Origin of the sequence: Hominimerdicola alba 8 (assembly GCF_000178155.2) — a bacterium.
Taxonomy (GTDB): Bacteria; Bacillota; Clostridia; order Oscillospirales; family Ruminococcaceae; genus Hominimerdicola; species Hominimerdicola alba_C.
This window is the reverse complement of sequence record NZ_ADKM02000062.1, coordinates 19,581-36,522: the sequence shown is the minus strand read 5'-3', so window position 1 is coordinate 36,522 and position 16,942 is coordinate 19,581. Positions and strand designations below refer to the sequence as shown.

General features: G+C 52.6%; 14 protein-coding genes. 5 read left to right on the top strand and 9 right to left on the bottom strand.

Going from position 1 to position 16,942, the window contains the following annotated elements:
* Positions 1-303: 303 nt before the first annotated feature.
* The 5 genes from pepF to dut all read left to right on the top strand — a co-directional run bounded on the left by pepF (position 304) and on the right by dut (position 6,064).
* Entirely contained in the window at positions 304-2,106 is a 1,803-nt protein-coding gene (pepF, locus tag CUS_RS05605; protein WP_002848470.1) for an oligoendopeptidase F, read from the top strand.
* Position 2,107: 1 nt separating this feature from the next.
* Positions 2,108-2,908 carry a TrmH family RNA methyltransferase gene (locus CUS_RS05600; protein WP_002848244.1) on the top strand — a complete coding sequence of 267 codons (801 nt, stop codon included), beginning with the start codon at positions 2,108-2,110 and terminating at the stop codon, positions 2,906-2,908.
* A 126-nt stretch (positions 2,909-3,034) separates the two neighbouring features.
* Positions 3,035-3,565, top strand: a complete 531-nt coding sequence (locus CUS_RS05595) for a cell division protein ZapA (RefSeq protein WP_002848501.1) — start codon at positions 3,035-3,037, stop codon at positions 3,563-3,565.
* Entirely contained in the window at positions 3,565-5,613 is a 2,049-nt protein-coding gene (locus CUS_RS05590) for a U32 family peptidase (protein WP_002848637.1), read from the top strand. The genes CUS_RS05595 and CUS_RS05590 overlap by 1 nt, the downstream gene beginning before the upstream one ends.
* A 10-nt stretch (positions 5,614-5,623) precedes the next feature.
* Positions 5,624-6,064 (top strand): dUTP diphosphatase, encoded by a 441-nt coding sequence (gene dut / locus CUS_RS05585; protein WP_002848272.1) that lies wholly within the window; start codon positions 5,624-5,626, stop codon positions 6,062-6,064.
* Between the two features lie 108 nt (positions 6,065-6,172).
* On the opposite strand, the gene hypE is transcribed toward dut, so the two are convergent.
* The 9 genes from hypE to CUS_RS05540 form a co-directional block, all read right to left on the bottom strand.
* On the bottom strand, positions 6,173-7,180 hold the full coding sequence (gene hypE / locus CUS_RS05580; RefSeq protein ID WP_002848530.1) for a hydrogenase expression/formation protein HypE: 1,008 nt from the start codon (positions 7,178-7,180) through the stop codon (positions 6,173-6,175).
* An 84-nt stretch (positions 7,181-7,264) separates the two neighbouring features.
* Positions 7,265-8,311: a hydrogenase formation protein HypD gene (gene hypD / locus CUS_RS05575; protein WP_002848589.1), complete on the bottom strand. Its 1,047-nt coding sequence runs from the start codon at positions 8,309-8,311 to the stop codon at positions 7,265-7,267.
* Positions 8,308-8,517 (bottom strand): HypC/HybG/HupF family hydrogenase formation chaperone, encoded by a 210-nt coding sequence (locus CUS_RS05570; RefSeq protein ID WP_002848260.1) that lies wholly within the window; start codon positions 8,515-8,517, stop codon positions 8,308-8,310. The genes hypD and CUS_RS05570 overlap by 4 nt, the downstream gene beginning before the upstream one ends.
* Before the next feature lie 138 nt (positions 8,518-8,655).
* Positions 8,656-10,962, bottom strand: coding sequence for a carbamoyltransferase HypF (gene hypF / locus CUS_RS05565; RefSeq protein WP_002848576.1), 2,307 nt, complete (start codon positions 10,960-10,962; stop codon positions 8,656-8,658).
* Between the two features lie 15 nt (positions 10,963-10,977).
* Positions 10,978-12,000: a nitrogenase component 1 gene (locus CUS_RS05560; protein ID WP_002848239.1), complete on the bottom strand. Its 1,023-nt coding sequence runs from the start codon at positions 11,998-12,000 to the stop codon at positions 10,978-10,980.
* On the bottom strand, positions 12,000-13,286 hold the full coding sequence (locus CUS_RS05555; protein ID WP_002848250.1) for a nitrogenase component 1: 1,287 nt from the start codon (positions 13,284-13,286) through the stop codon (positions 12,000-12,002). Before CUS_RS05555 ends, CUS_RS05560 begins: the two co-directional genes overlap by 1 nt.
* The gene (locus tag CUS_RS05550) at positions 13,279-14,043 is read right to left on the bottom strand and encodes an AAA family ATPase (protein WP_002848426.1); all 765 of its coding nucleotides are present in this window, start codon (positions 14,041-14,043) and stop codon (positions 13,279-13,281) included. The genes CUS_RS05555 and CUS_RS05550 overlap by 8 nt, the downstream gene beginning before the upstream one ends.
* A complete protein-coding gene (locus CUS_RS05545) occupies positions 14,040-15,203 on the bottom strand; it encodes a nitrogenase component 1 (RefSeq protein WP_002848661.1) in 1,164 nt (387 codons plus the stop codon). The genes CUS_RS05550 and CUS_RS05545 overlap by 4 nt, the downstream gene beginning before the upstream one ends.
* A 424-nt stretch (positions 15,204-15,627) precedes the next feature.
* Positions 15,628-16,941: a nitrogenase component 1 gene (locus CUS_RS05540; protein ID WP_002848199.1), complete on the bottom strand. Its 1,314-nt coding sequence runs from the start codon at positions 16,939-16,941 to the stop codon at positions 15,628-15,630.
* Position 16,942: the final 1 nt, after the last annotated feature.

Genomic DNA, 16,942 nt, shown 5'->3' with positions numbered 1-16,942 from the left:
TATGCTGATAATTATGAATATGGTTATCCCGCTGACACACCTCAAAAAACAGCGATCCGGCAGAACTTAAAGTGGTTGGCGTATATCTTTCCCCCACCGCATTTCAGCCGTTGTGCTAAAGGGATAGTCATAATTATGAATTATGTATCAGCAAAGTTCAAATGTAAATATTATCTCCCAATTTTGATGTGGATTGATGATGATACAAAATGGCTGTTCTTTCGTATTGTTCCCCCGCCTTCGGCGTGGGAACAATACACAACCCAATTGGGATAATATTATAAATCGTAAAGGAGAATTGACATGAGCGAAGAAAGAATACCAAAGAGGTCGGAAGTTGCCCGCGAGAATACTTGGGCGATAGAAGATATTTTTGCTACAGATGAGGCGTGGGAGACTGCGCTGGAAGAACTGAAAAAGTTCCCCGAAAGGATAGCTTCTTACAAAGGAAGACTGGCTGAGAGCGCTGACACTCTGCTGGGATATCTGAAAATGTGTGATGAGATATCCGTTGCCTGCGATGCGCTGGGCAACTACGCACAGCGCAAGTCCGATGAGGACACTGCCGTTGCAAAGTACCAGAGTTACACAGGTCAGCTGATGAATGTGTATGTGGCGATAAATTCAGCGGGCAGTTTTGAAACGCCCGAACTTATCGCGATACCCGATGAAACGCTGGACGGCTTCTACAAGGCGAACAAAGACCTTGAACTCTACCGCCATCACCTCGACCGCATACGCCTGAAAAAAGAACATGTTCTGTCGGAAGCTGAGGAAAAACTCCTTGCCATGACAGGCGAGATGGGCAATTCTGCCGAGAATATCTACGGCATGTTTGCTGATGCTGACCTTAAATTCGATGATGCTGTTGACAAGGACGGCAAAGCGCATCAGGTAACTCACGGCAGTTATATACCGCTGGTGAAGAGTACCGACCGTGTGCTGAGAAAGTCGGCTTTTGAGTCGATGTATAAAAGCTACGGCACATTCAGGAACACCTGCGCCGCTACGCTGAATGCTCAGATAAAGGCGGTGAACTTCTATTCGCAGGCGAGAAAGTACGGCTCTTCGCTTGAGGCGGCGCTGTCTGCCAACGAAGTTCCCACTGAGGTATATACCAACCTGATAAAGGCAGTACATGACAACATGCACTATATGTATGACTATGTGGCACTGCGCAAAAAACTGCTGGGCGTTGACGAACTGCATTACTATGACCTCTACACACCTATCGTTTCAGACTTTGAGATGAAGGTGACATTTGAAGAGGCTAAGGAAACAGTGCTGAAAGCGCTTGCGCCGATGGGAGAGGAATATCTTGCAATACTGCGCGAGGGCTTTGAAAACCGCTGGATAGATGTTTACGAGAACGAGGGCAAAACAAGCGGCGCTTATTCTGCGGGTGCAAGGGTACACCCTTATGTTCTGCTGAATCACAAGGACACCCTTGACTGCATGTTCACGCTGGCGCACGAGATGGGTCATGCGATACACTCATATCTCTCCAACAAGAACCAGCCTGTGGTATACAGCGATTATGTGATATTCGTGGCAGAAGTGGCTTCGACCTGCAACGAAGCACTGCTGATGCAATACCTGCTGGCGCACACCGATGACAAGAAGGAAAAGGCATATCTGATAAACTATTTCCTCGAACAGTTCCGCACAACACTTTACAGGCAGACCATGTTCGCTGAATTTGAACTGAAATGCAATGAGATATGTGCATCGGGCGACTCGCTGACTGCTGACACTCTCTGCGAGATATACGGTGAACTGAACAAGCTGTATTTCGGTGACGGTGTGGTGCTTGACGAAGATATCAAGATGGAATGGGCGAGGATACCGCACTTCTATTACGACTACTACGTTTACCAGTATGCAACAGGCTATTCTGCGGCGATAGCGCTCTCACAGAGGATACTGAAAGAGGGTGCGCCCGCTGTTAAGGACTACATTGAGGGATTCCTCAGCGGCGGTTGTTCGACCGACCCGATATCTCTGTTGAAGAGGGCAGGCGTGGATATGTCCACCACAAAGCCTGTCACCGATGCGCTTGCACTGTTCGGTGACCTGATAAAGCAGATGGACGAGCTGGAGGGCTGAGGTGGCAAATATCATCGAGGTCACTGACCTCGCCGCGCCCGAACTTGCGCCATACACTGACACTGCCGAACTCGGCTTGAAAGCGGCGGGCATATTCGTGGCGGAAAGCCCGAAAGTCATAAGAACGGCGCTGGACGCAGGCTTTGAAGCAGTTTCGATGCTGGCAGAAAAGAAGTATGTAAGCGGTCAGGCGGCAGACATCATCGCGCGGCTGGGCGATGTACCTGTCTACACCGCCGACAGGGAACAGCTGACGAAGATAACGGGCTTCAAGCTGACACAGGGGGTGCTGTGCGCCATGAAGCGCCGCGCTATGCAGGCGTTTCCCGAAAATGCAAGGCGCATCGCGGTGCTGGAGGATATAATGAACCAGACCAACATCGGCGCGGTGTTCCGCTCGGCGGCGGCTATGGGAATTGACGGCATACTGCTGACCGACGGCTGTTCCGACCCGCTTTTCAGGCGCACTATCCGTGTCAGCATGGGGACGGTCTTTCAGATAGCGTGGAGATATGCGGGGACTTCCGACAGCGGCTATATAGAAAAGCTGAAAGCTGACGGCTGGCTGACGGCGGCTATGGCACTGCGGGACGACACTGTGAGTATAGCGGACGAGCGTCTGAAAAACGCGGAAAAACTTGCAATAGTGCTGGGTACAGAGGGTGACGGTCTGCGGGAAGATACCATTTCAGCCTGCGACCTTACCGTAAAGATACCGATGGCACACGGCGTTGACTCGCTGAACGTTGCGGCGGCAGGCGCAGTGGCTTTCTGGGAAACAAGATGTACTGATGAAAAATGATAAGATCGGAGCATGGAAAAATGCTCCGATTTTTTTGAAAACTTTTTTTGCAAAAGGTCTTTATTTTTTGTGAAAAATGTTGTATAATGAAGTGTGAAGTATTTTGGTCTGCAAGGAGGTATTATTATGGCGACCTATAAGGTTATTATAATGGGTAAGGAGTATAATCTTACCAGTGAGGAGAATAAGGACTATACGGAGAAGCTGGCGGAGGCACTCGACAAGCGTATACGCACCATGCGCGCAAGATTTTCCAGCCTTTCTGTCACTGACTGTGCTGTGCTGACTGCCCTTGACTGTATGGACGAACTGGGTCAGCAGAACCGCAATATCGACAATATACGCACCCAGATAAAGGATTATGTTGACGATGCGGGCAGGGCGAGAAATCAGGCAGCTGCCGCTCAGCGTGAGATAAAGGCTCTCAAAGAGAGGGTGGAACAGCTGGAAAAGGAACTGGCAGAGCGCACGAATTTCGGCTCATCAAATAATGTGGGCGAAGCTGTCAGTGCTGTGGATATACTTAAAGGCGATATCGAGGCGGCGATAGGCGAGAAGTCATCTGTGGGGGCAGAAGATATCAGCGCTGTTACCAGTGCCGCACAGAAACCGCTGAACCTTGCGGGCAATTATGCAGGCGGCGGGAGCAATAAGTAATGGCTGAGATACTTGCACCCTGCGGCTCGTTTGAAGTGTTGCAGGCAGCCCTCAGGGCAGGCTGCGATGCGGTCTATCTTGGGGGCGAAGATTTTTCTGCAAGGCAGAACGCGGTGAATTTCACCAATGAAGAGATAGAGCGGGCTGTCTATGAGTGCCACAGGCGCGGCGTCAAGCTGTACCGCACCATCAACACGGTGCTGTTCGATGAACAGCTTGAACAGTGCATGGCGGCGGTGGAACACTGCGCTAAAGTCGGCGTGGACGGCATCATCACACAGGACCTGGCGCTTACCGAGATTGCACGCCGATGCTGTCCCGAACTGCCGATACACGCATCTACGCAGATGACGGTGCATACCGCCTGCGGGGTGGAACTGACAAAAAAACTGGGCTTCAAGCGCACTGTACTTTCACGCGAACTGCCGCTGGATATTATCCGCGAACTGTCAGCGCTTGGCATCGAAACTGAGGTGTTCGTGCATGGGGCGCTGTGCATGTCGGTGTCGGGGCAGTGCTATATGAGTGCGGTGATAGGTTCGCGCAGTGCCAACAGGGGGCTTTGTGCGCAGGCTTGCCGTCTGCCGTGTAATGCGGGCGGAAGAGGAAAAGAGCGCTACGATCTATCGCTGAAAGATATGTCATACTGCGATGAACTGCGCGAGATAGTTGCGGCGGGGGTAAGTTCGCTGAAGATAGAGGGCAGAATGAAGCGCCCCGAATACGCCGCTGCCGCCGTTGACAGCTGTAAACATGCGCTGAACGGAGAGCCTTACGACCGCCGCACACTCGAAGCGGTGTTTTCGCGGGGCGGTTTTACTGACGGTTATCTGCACCACAAGCTGGGGGCAGATATGTTCGGCATGCGCACAGGTGAAGATGCGGCGGCAGGCGCAAAAGCATTCCCGAAGATACATGAACTTTACCGCGCTGAGGACAAGCGCTCAGCCCTTAAATTTGAACTTTTCGTCAGTGACGGCGAAGAGATAGCGCTGACTGCCGAAGATGACGATGGCAACCGTGTCACCGAGAAAGACCCTGCACCCTCAAAAGCCGAGAACCGCGCCCTTGACAGGGAACTTGCGGAAAAACAGCTTTCAAAGCTGGGCGACAGCATATACACATCAGCGGGGGTAGTCTGTCATATAGGTGAGGGGCTGTATGTCAGCCCGAAAGCACTCAACGACCTGCGCCGCCGCGCGTGCAGGGATATGGACGAACTGCGTGCTAAGGTCAACGGCAGGGAAGTCGGCTTTGAAAAGGCGGATATTCTGGACTTTGAAGAGTATCACGGCGGCGGCAGGACTCTGCGGGCAAGCGTGACAACGCTCGAACAGCTGGCGGCTGTTTCACCCGAAGATGTGGAATTTTGCGCTGTCCCGCTGAATATCGCGGTAAAGGCGGCTGAGGTATTTCCTGCCGAAAAGCTGGCTGTCTGTCTGCCGAGATTTACTTTTGATGAAAAGTCGGTGATAAACCGTACAAAGCTGGCGCAGTCGGCAGGCATCACACGCATTTACGCTGCTAATCTCGCACATGCTGAGATAGCTGAACGGCTGGGAATGACTTTCCACGCGGGATTCGGATTTAATCTGACCAATTCCTGTGCGCTGAATGTGGCGAAAAAGCTGGGCGCGGCTGATGCTGTTGTCAGCTTTGAACTGAGAGCCGTTCAGATCGCACGCCTGAAAAAGCCCTTGCCTGTCGGCGTTTACGCTTATGGCAGGCTTCCGCTGATGCTGACGGCTAACTGCCCCATATCGGCGGCGGTGGGGTGCAAAAGCTGTACAAAAAAAGTCACCGACCGTACAGGCAGAGAATTTCCTGTGCGCTGTTCGCGCAAAGAGGGCTACGTGGAGATACTCAACAGCGACACCCTCTACATGGCAGACAAGATCGGTGACTTCGGCAAAGCTGATTTCCTGATGCTGGACTTTACCGATGAAAGACCCGCACAGGTGCGCCGCATCATTGATGAATATTCCATCGGCGGACTTGGCCGCCCCGACAAGATCACTCGCGGGCTTTACTATCGCGGTGTGCAGTAAGGAGAAAGCTATGAAACTTCTATTCAAAAAACTACGTGAAAATGCGGTGATACCCGCTTACCAGACCGAATTCAGCGCAGGCATGGATCTGACTGCCTGCCTTGATGCGCCGCTGACCATCGCGGCGGGGGCGACTGAAAAAGTCCCGACAGGTCTGGCGGCAGAACTTGACGGCGAGAAAAACGCCGTTCTGCTGATCTATGCACGCAGTTCCCTCGCAACAAAGCTGGGACTTGCGCCTGCAAACTGCGTTGGTGTGGTAGACTGGGACTATCGCGGCGAACTGATAGTCGCACTGCACAATCATTCCGACAAGCCGCAGACAATCAATGCGGGCGAGCGCATAGCGCAGTTGGTGGTAACACCCATCTTCCGTCCCGAAGTCTGTGAAGTGACCGAACTTTCGGATACCGAACGCGGCGCGGGCGGGTTTGGTTCGACAGGCAGATAAAACCGGGAGAACAGTCGGATATTTTCTTCACCCGCCGCAGGTGCGGGAAGGAAAGCCGCAGATAAATGCACAAAAAAGCGGACAGGTCAATGCCTGTCCGCTTGATTTTTAGCAAATTCTCGGCAGAAGTTCGCCGCCCGGCTGAGGCAGCATCGTCTGTGCGCCTATCTCGGTCTCCATAACGACTCTTCCTGCGTTATCGGCGGTTATCTCGCCTATTATCGCCGCATTCTTAGAATACTTGCCCTCGCGCAGTTTCTCGACCAGCGCGGGCGCTTTGTCTTTCGGGGCGATTATGACAAGTCTGCCCTCACAAGCAAGGTAGAGGGGTTCAAGACCCAGCATGCCGCAAACGCCCTTAACTGCGGGGTCTACGGGTATGTCAGCCGCATTAAGGCGAACGCCCACGCCGCTCTGCTCGGCTATCTCGTAGAGGACTGTACCCACGCCGCCGCGTGTGGCATCGCGTATGGTGTGTATCTCGTTGGTGACGGTGTAAAGGCTTTCGACTGTTCCCCAGAGCGGTGCGCAATCGCTGTCAACATCAGCATCTATGCCATATTCGTCACGCGCCAGCAGGATAGTACAGCCGTGTCTGCCCACATCGCCCGTCACGATAACAGCATCACCAGGCTTTGCGTAAGTGCCTGAGGTGTCTGCATTGTCCATTATTTTACCGATGCCTGTGGTGGTTATGAATATCTTATCCACCTGACCCTTGCCTGCGACTTTAGTATCGCCTGCAACTATCTTAACGCCGACTTCGTTGGCGGTCTTTTCCATCGAAGCCGCTATCTCTTCCAGCTTGTCAAGTGGGAAGCCTTCTTCGATGACGAAAGCGCATGTCATGTAGAGGGGCTTTGCGCCCATGCAGCTCAGGTCGTTTACTGTGCCGCAAATGCTGAGTTTGCCGATGTTTCCGCCATTGAATTCAAAAGGCGAAACGATGAAGCCGTCGGTGGACATAGCCAGTCTGCCCTCGCCCATGTTCAGCACAGCCGCATCGTCTGCGGTGAACTGCGGGTTCGAGAAGTGCGCCTTGAATACCTGATCTATCAGTTCGGAGGTCTGTTTTCCGCCCGCGCCGTGTGCCAGTGTTACTGTTTTTTCTGCCATTTCAATTTACTCCTTTATGCTGTTGTACGATAAAGTGTACTTTCGCTAGTGATTTTTTACTGCCGTTTTATCCATGAAGTCTGTTTATACTCCGCCGTACTGATAATAAGCCGCGCAAGCGCCCTCGTCCGATACCATGCAGGCACCGACAGGGTGTTCGGGGGTACAGACTTTGCCGAATACCTTGCAGTCGCTTGGCTTGCATTTACCCTGCAAAACTTCTCCGCAGCGGCAGGCTGGGTTCGGCTTGCCTGTTATCTTCGGCATGCCGAATTTTTTGCGCGCATCGAACTCTGCGAACTCATCACGCAGTTTCATGCCCGACATGGGTATCACGCCCAGACCGCGCCATTCGGTGTCGCAGGGTTCCATCACGCGCTTTACCAGTTCACGCGCTGAGGGATTGCCTTCTGCCTTGACAACGCGGGGGTAGCAGTTTACAAAGAACGGCTCGCCCTTTTCGGCGTTCACCAGTATGACAGCCAGCGCTGTCAGCAGTTCGCTTGCGGTGAAGCCCGCAACTACACCCGAAACTCCGCGCTTTTTCAGTTCTTCGCATATCTCTGTGCCTGCTATGGCATTGACATGTCCCGGATAGAGAAAAGCATCTGCACTGCCCTCAAGGGCGTTGTAGGCGTTTGGCATGGTCTTGTTGGCGGTCAGCAGTGAGAAGTTTTTAAGCCCCTCTTTCTTTGCTGTTTCCACTGCAAGACATGCCGACGGCGTGGTGGTTTCAAAGCCCACCGCCAGAAAAACTATCTGTTCATCGGGGTTCTGCCGCGCCATTTCGACTGCGTCCAGCGGCGAGTAGACAGGTCTTACCTGCGCACCCTTAGCCCTTGCGCCCGCCAGCGGCATCTCAGTGCCGGGTACACGTATCAGGTCACCGAAAGTGGTGATGATACAGCCCTTTTCCAGCGCCAGCCAGATAGCTTCGTCGATGAAGCCGACAGGTGTCACGCATACGGGACATCCCGGTCCCGATATAAGTTCAACATTTTCGGGCAGAAGTTTCCTCAGACCCAGCCTGAATATCTCGTGGGTGTGGGTGCCGCAGACTTCCATTATCCTCAGCGGTCTGCCCTTATAATTTGTGATAATGTCACGCGCTTTTTTAGCCTGTTCGTTCATAACAAATTCTCCATTACATCGTTAGCTTCGTCTTCATCGCTCTCGGTTATCTTCGCGATGGCAACGCCTGCGTGTACCATCACGTAATCGCCGGGTTCAAGTTCTTCCAGCAGGTCGGCGCTTACCTCGCGCTTTGCGCCGTTCGCATCTATCAGCGCAGTGCCGTCCTTAACACTTACTACTTTTGCAGATAAACCAACACACATTTGAATTTCCTCCTTATTTTCTGATGTGATATCCCACACCATATCAAACAACTTTTCAGTGGGTATTGTTGATAGTTGGCGCTTTTCTTCCTTCCACCACAGGCGGAGGAAAGAAAACACCTTGATAAATGTTCCTTATCAGACGTTGTATATGCCGTAAGCCGCCTGACCCAGCGCTATGCCGCCGTCGTTTGGCGGTACAAGACTGTGGGTCAGCACACTGAAGCCTGCATCGCTCAGCCTGTCACAGCACAGCCTCGTCAGCAGTCTGTTCTGAAAGACACCTCCGCTGAGGGCGGCTGTTTTCAGCCCCGTGTCAGCGCTTATCTTCACACAGGCGGCAGTCACCATGTCAGCCAGCACCGCATGGAACGTGTATGCCAGCGCCCCAGCCTGACAGTCTGCAAGCCTGCGTTCGGCAATATCCGCCGCCAGCACCATAGTGCAGAGGGTCACATAGTCCTCGTCCGCTTTTATGAGTTTTTCGGGCTTGCGGTAGTTATCCGCGATGGCGGGGTGCTTTTCAAGATACTTCTCAGCCTCGCACATCAGCGCGGTGGAAGCCTCACCCTCAAAAGTCGAAGTCCTGACAATGCCCAGTATGGCAGATACCGCATCGAACAGCCGCCCGCAGCTTGTGGAGCGCACGCTGTTAAGACCTTTCTCAGCCATCGCTTTTTGCAGTTTGTACTCGTTAGTTTCGCAGATGCCCAGCTTGCGGCAGAGTATCTCTCCGCCGTCACCGAAAGCGTCCCTCAGCAGTGCCGAAGCGATGCGCCAGCCCTCTTTCGATGAAAGGTCGCCGCCCGTCTGTATGAACGGCTTGATGCTTCCCACGCGCCTGTAGGCTTTGTAGCTGCATACCATCAGTTCGCCGCCCCAGATCGTGCCGTCATCGCCGTAGCCTGTGCCGTCAAAGCTGACACCTATCACCTCGCCCTCATAGCCGTTCTCAGCCATGCAGGAGAGTATATGCGCGTAGTGGTGCTGGACTTTCAGCAGGGGAATGCCGCGCTTCTGCGCTATTTCCTCAGCCACCCGCACTGTGTTGTACTTAGGGTGCGTGTCACAGACTATGACCTGCGGTTCGGCTTCCAAAAGACCGCACATGCGCTCGGTGCTTTCTTCCAGCGCCTTGACGGTGCGTATATCAGCCATGTCGCCCACATAAGGCGAGGGGTAAAGCAGGTCGCCCCGCGCTATGCAGAAGCAGTTTTTCAGTTCGCCGCCGATGGCAAGCACCTGCCTGTTATCCTTATTTTTCAGCATGAACGGCAAGGGCGCAAATCCCCTCGAACGCCGTATCATGTAGGGTCTGCCGAACAGCCAGTCGCAAACGCTGTCGTCAGCCCGCAGAAGTATCTGCCTGTTATGCGAAAGCATTATGTCGCAGAAGCCGCCTATCTCTTTTTGCGCATCTTCGTCATTTCGGCAGATGGGTGCGCCGCGCACATTTCCGCTGGTCATCACCAGACAGTCGCTGAACTGTATCCCGTCAGGGTAGTCGAAAATAAGCATCTGCACAGGTGCGTATGGCAGCATCACTCCGACTGTCGTGTTGCGGGGGGCTATCAGTTCGCTGATGGTGGTGGTACTGCGCTTTTTCAGAAGCATTATGGGCTTCTGCCAGCCTGTGAGATATTCCTCCTGTCCCGCGCGGACATGACATTCGCGCCGTACAGTGCCGATGTCTTTCATCATCAGTGCGAACGGCTTTGCTGGGCGCTTTTTGAGTTCTCTCAGCCTTGCCACCGCATCTTCATTGTGCGCATCACAGCACAGGTGAAAACCGCCTATACCCTTTATTGCCGCTATCTTTCCCTCCATGATGGCGCGGCGCACTTCTGTTATCGCTGCCCCGCCGCGAATATCTGTGCCGACTATATACACCTCAGGTCCGCATTCGTTACAGCAGACAGGCTGTGCATCGAACCGCCTTGTGGACGGGTCGTGATATTCTGCGGCGCATTTTTTGCACATCGGGTGTTCACGCATGGTGGTGCGCTCGCGGTCGTATGGCATGGTGTCCAGTATTGTCAGGCGAGGACCGCATTGTGTGCAGTTTATAAACGGGTGAAGATATCTCCTGTCCGTTTTATCGAACAGTTCTGCCCTGCACTTATCGCAGGTCGCAATATCGGGCGAAACGAATATATCGCCGTACTCCTTTTCACTCTCGATTATCTCAAATCCCGAAAACTCGGTGTACTCGGCTTCGCTTATATCAACACTCAGCACCATCGCCCTTTCGGGCGGTTCATGCTTTATCCTGTCAGCGAAAGTGTAAAGCGCTTCTTCCTCGCCTGTAGCAATAATATCCACATACGAACCCTTGTTAGCCACCGTACCGACCAGCCCAAGTTCTTCTGCCGCCACCGCCGTGAACGGTCTGAAACCCACGCCCTGCACTATGCCGAAAGCGCGTATATTAACGGTTTTTCTCATTTTAGTTGCTCCGTATCAAAACATTTTTCCCGACACTGCGAAGTGCGGCAGATCTATCCATTCGCCGCCGAAGTCGGGCAGTGCCCTTTTAAGACTGATATCTCCTATTATCCTCTCAAAGCCCATCGCCTTCTGAGCGAAGTCCTCTTCGTCAGCTATGTGGAAGTCGCCCGCCTGTGCCGCACTTTCGTCCAGCTTGAAGAAAGTTCCGCAGACACCGCCGCCGATGATTTCGCGCACCGCGTTCGCCGTGAACTGCTGGTGTATTATCAGCGTCTTTTCCGCAGGTGCGAGCGCTTTCAGCTTGTCCTCATATCCTTTCGGTATCGGACAGCCGTGTGCTGTCACATCAAGCCCGAATCTTTCTTTAAGATAAGCCCCCGCTTTCATGCCCGAAGGCGCTGTCACGAAAACTTTCTCGAACCGCGATATGTTCTTTATCTCATCTAGTCCGCTGTCAAGCCCGATGCACTTTACCTCATCAAAGCCCTCAGCCTTTATGACTTCTGTTATCCTGTCAGCTTTGGCAAAGCCTGTGTTGAGGGGTGTCGCGCCTATCACGGCGGCAGTGCCTTTTTCTGTGGGCAGTTTATCCTGTGCAAAACGCTTGAACAGCGCCAGATATGCGTCCTCTTCGCCCTTGTCGTACAGCTTTGTGCCGTCACAGGGCACGCATATACAGTGAACTCCTGTTTTCTTTTCTGCCATGCGTTCTATGGCTTTGTAGTCGGTGGCGATAACAGCGGGTACAGGTGTGCCCACCACTGCGGTGAACGCTCTTCCAAGCTGTTCCTGCGCACGCGCCAGCTTTGCCACAAGGCGGTCATCTCTGCCCAGTATGGCGTCCATATCTCTCAGCCCCGCACTCAGCAGTGCCGACTTTTTGGTGAACCATCTCGGTTCGTCAAAACCGCAGACATTACCCGCACAGCCGCCCGCATCACATATGACCGTTATGCCGCCCAGTTCGTAAAGCACCGAACATGCGCCCGAATCATCGGGGGCAAGGGGAGAAATAAATCTCAGCAGTTTTTTCATCACTTACCCTCCTTTTCAAGTGCTTTTGAAAGCTGTTCTGCCAGAAGTGACACGCCCTCATAACCGAAAGGCTGTTCTTCATCATTGAACGGCACATTGGGCAGGTCGGGGTGATAGTAGCCCGCATCTACGCCGATGGTGACATCTATCTCAGTTTTGCGCTCATAGTTCAGCATAGTCGGTGAAAGATTTGTAAATATCCTTGTATCGGGCGAAAGTTCCGCCAGCTTTTTTATATAGAAGAAATTGCGCTCACCCACTGTGCCGTATATCTCACTTACCTTGTGACCGTACTCTGTCAGCGCAAGGGCTAGTTCAAAGCTGTCAGCATTTACGCATTCGCCCACCGCAAATCTGACAGTGCCATGCTTTGCCGCTAAGTCCTCTGCTGACTTCTTTGCCGCGTCATAGAATTTGCCGTCTTCAAACTGCACACCCAACGCCTGACCAAGCAGGCGGTACTGATTGCGTATTTTGTCTATGCGGTAAAACCTGTTTATCTCTATGAACGGTATGCCCAGCCGCTTTTCCATATCCTGTGCGGCGTATCTGGCTTCGGGGTTTATGACAAGGTTGAAGTTGGCGCTTGAAAGTTCGTGGTAGCGCTCTATGGTGTCACAGCGCGAAAGTTCCTGTGTGCTTACCCCTACCGACTTAAGCAGGTTGTAAAGTTCACAGCTGTCATGGAGATGCGAGAAATAGCCCAGTATATTACAGCGGTCGCCGCGCCTTTTCTGCGGTTTCAGCAGACCGTATACCGACTTGCGTATGCCTGCCATCGGCGGCAGACGCTTTTCTCTGGTCAGCGCATACATGTATGCAGGCAGTGTGGGGACGCTTGTCGCTTCCTCACACTTTCGACAGACTCTCTCCATGTCAGTGCCAAGCAGTGCATCAACGCAGGTTATACATATCATCACTGCCGTTGGCGTGTAGTCAAGGCTGTCACAGACTTCCTTGCAGGCTTTGGGTATCTTAGTAAGATGCCTGCCTGTAACGATGTCGGTATCGTCCAGCAGAAGATAGAAAAACCTCTCGTTGTAGCCAAGTTCGTTCAGCAGAGCGGTGTTTCGTCCGCAGCAGCCGGGTGCTACCAGCAGCATCACCGAACCGGGTATTGCCAGACCCGCACGCTTTACGCCGAAACCCTTAGCACCGGGCGAGTTGAAATCCAGCGTGGCAGGTGAACTGTATATCATGTGCTTTGAACTCATCAGTTCATCGGGCGTGTTCTCAAAGCCCTTTTCCGCCAGTTCTGCCGCCGTGATGTAATATGCTTCAACCATTAGCTTCGTCCTCCGCAATAAGCAGTTTTGCCAGCCCGAAGAAACGCTTTGCGGTTTCACATTCGGGGTCGCCCTCAATGACGGTTTTGCCCATATCCTCGTACTTTATTATGTCAGCCGAACGTGGGATATCAGCCGCAACATCAAGCCCTGCACTTTCGGCAAAAGCCCTGACTTTCTCTTCCTCGTTCTCGACAGCCCTGCGGTTCATTATTATGCCGCGCACCTTTGCATAGCTTCTGTCCTCGAAGTTCTTCACCGCTTTGTTGATGTTGTTTGCTGCATACAGCGCCATCTTCTCGCCCGAAGTCACTATAAGCACCTTGTCGGCATAGCCCTCGCGTATGGGGGCGGCAAATCCGCCGCAGACCACATCGCCCAGCACATCGTAAAGCACCACATCGGGTTTGAATTTCTCGAAGAGTTCAAGTTCTTCCAGCAGTGCGAAGGTGGTTATTATGCCGCGTCCCGCACAGCCAAGACCTGGTGTTGGTCCGCCTGTTTCGATGCAGAGTATGCCGCCGTAGCCCACCTTGCTTATCTCTTCAATGGAAGTCGGCTCGTCATCGTGTTCGCGCATGTAGTCCATCACAGGGGTGACAGGTGTGCCGCCCAGCAGGTTAATGGTGGAATCTGCTTTGGGGTCACAGCCTATCTGTATCACCCTTTTGCCCAGTGAAGCGAACGCCGCCGCCAGATTTGCCGTGCAGGTGGATTTCCCGATGCCGCCCTTGCCGTATATCGCCAGTTTTATCATTCAAAAAACTCCTTATTAACATTGTTGATGATATCGCGCATATCCCTTGCAAAGCATCTGCCCGAAAACGCGAAGTGCGGCAGTTCGATCAGCTTGCAGCCCTCTGGCAGAATGTATCTGTACAGCGGATCAGCGACTACCGTTTTTATGCCGTTATCCGAAAGATAAGCCGTTATCTCATCTTCCGAAAGCAAAGGCAGGTCTTTTTTATCAGGGCTGAGGGGAGCATCGATATCGGGTGGGCATATCACATCGACTGCACTGTGAGTAAGTATATGCCATGAAAATGCTATCGAACCTGCCGTCACAGCTTCGCCTATTACCAGACGCTCGGCTTTTTCTTCGACGCACTTGCCGCGATACATAACTGACATCGGTCTGCCGCCATGCGCCGCCTCATGCAGTGCAGCGCAGCAAGTTTCCGCCTGCACTGTTTCTCCCACAGGCACACCGCAGATATAGGGTATGCCGAACTCTTTTTCCATATACCGCGCAGTTTCAAGCCCTGTGTATGACACCACAAGATCAACTTTAGCCGAAGCCGCTTTGCGTATCTCGTCAAGGGTGCTTCCCATGCCTATCGAGGATATCACCTTTATCTTGTGCTCACTGAAATATCTCCGCATGCTTTCGACTGCGCCTGTCATGCCAAAGTCAAGGGGTGTAGCACCGATGATATTGACAGTTGTGCCTTCAAAGCTGTCTTTCGGCATGTCATGCACGAACTCTCTCACCAGTGCCAGCAGTGCCTTTGATGCGCCGTCAACATACGAGCGCGTGCCGTTTGTTTCTATTCCGAAAGTCGGTATACCTGTGCGGTGCTGTATGTCCTCAGCCACCGCGCGGTAGTCAAAGCCTGTCATCATCGGCATGGGCGAACCGCACAGTGCTATAAATGCGGGCGAACGGTCTTTAGCAGCCGAAACTATGTCAGCTATCAGCTTTTCGTCGTTGCCCATGACCGCGTCAAGTTCGGTCAGCGCAGAAATATATATCATCGAACGTTGGTCGTACCAGCGCGGTTCATCGTGGGTGGAATAGGTCGAATTGCACCCCGATGCGTCATGCACCACCGTCATTCCCCCGAATTCGTACAGCGCCGAGCATACGCCCGAAGTGTCTGCCGCATAACAGGGGATTATCCTGCTAACATTTTTCATAAAATACTCCTGTAAAATAATATATGGTCATCCATTTAAACACCACTATAGCGATCCGCCTTAAAATTCAGACAAAATCCATAGATCCGAGCTTTTGCGACTGGATTTTGTGAATTTAAATAGTTGGATTGCTATAAGTATAAATGTTTAACTCCCATTTTTGATGTGTATTGCTGATGATACAAAATGGCTGTTCTTTCGTATTGTTCCCCCGCCTTCGGCGGGGGAACAATACACAACCAAATTGGGATATGTTTAACAAGTGATCGTTATTGAGATGTTCTCTTTCCACGCCTGCGTTGGGTAAAAGAGAACCGCCAACTATTGTTAATGTCAGGTGTGTCGGCGTGATGACCATAAAACAATATACGACATTTTTTTGCGCACCGCCTGTTGTTACTGCATACGCCTTTAAATTAAGTGGTCAGATACAGCTTTCGCACCCGATGCCCTTGTGGGATATCAGCCTGCGCCTGTCTTTAGGTGCGCGGGCGGCTCCCGCAATAAGATCGGCTATGGCGCTTATGCCTGTAAAACCCCAGTATCCGCCGTTCTGCACTATGTTAACAAAATAGTCGGTGTTAAAATAGTGCGCCGCTTTCTGCCCTATTGCTATTACCCGCTCATGTTCGAGTTCGGGGAAATCCAGCATGTTCACATTCACTGCCGAACATATGGTGATGTCGGGCGCAAGACTTTTCAGCCGCTCAAACGCCGCACCGTCCTCGCCAAGACAGTCATTGACGATATATCTCACATCAAAACCGTGACGGACAAGCAGTTCCGCCAGTCCGAACGGCTGAGTCACCGCCGTGAAGTCGATGGCTATGGGCGTATCACCGACAGCTTCCTTAGCCGCCGCCAGCGCTTCTTTTGCGGAATTTTCCTCTGCTGTCAGGTCGGGGCAGTTTACCCCAAGTGCTTCGCACAGCTTTGCCATGTTCGCCCTTATCTCGTCAGCATCAAAGCTGTTTGGCAGATACATCGCCTGCGCCCCCAGCCGCGCCGAAAGTTCTTCGCACCCGAACTGCGCAGTGGGCAGATAAGCTATGTTCAGCGAACTTTTTGCCATGTCAAGATATTCCTGATAGCTTGTGCATGCTGTCAGGTCGCGCAGGACAAAGCCGTTATCCTTTATGACCCTCACCAGTTCGCTGTTTTCATCTGTTGCCCTGTCGTTGCCCAGTATGCTCACCGAATTTCTGTCAAGTCCCATCGGTCTGAGCGCATCATAAAGCTGTGCGCGCATCTTCGCATCGGGCGAGATAGTCTTTCTCATGGTGGGGGTCATGTAGCAGTCGGCAAAGTATATATCGGGGTATTTTTCTGAAAGTTCCGCTATTATCACATCAAAGTCGCACCCCGCGAACAGGTGTATACAGCTGAGGTATAAAAGCACCTGTTTTGGACGGCAGGGGAGTTTTTCAAGTATCTCACATACACCGTCCGTCACATCGCTCTCAAGTGTGCCGTCGAACATATCCTGCTCGGATACCGATATCCAGCTCATTCTGTCCAGCGCGTTCATCTCAGCCGCCGTGAGTATCACGCCCCGCAGACAGCCCTGTGCGCAGGCGAATATCTCATGCGTTTCGGGTATCAGCATACCTGTGTGTACTATGTTCCACACGCCCCTTGCTGGCGGATTGTATTCAAGTCCCCCCGCGAAGAAGTCACCGTTCACCGCATCGCCCAGCCTGACTGTGGGCGGTCTGTCAAGACCGACTTGTTTCAGCATA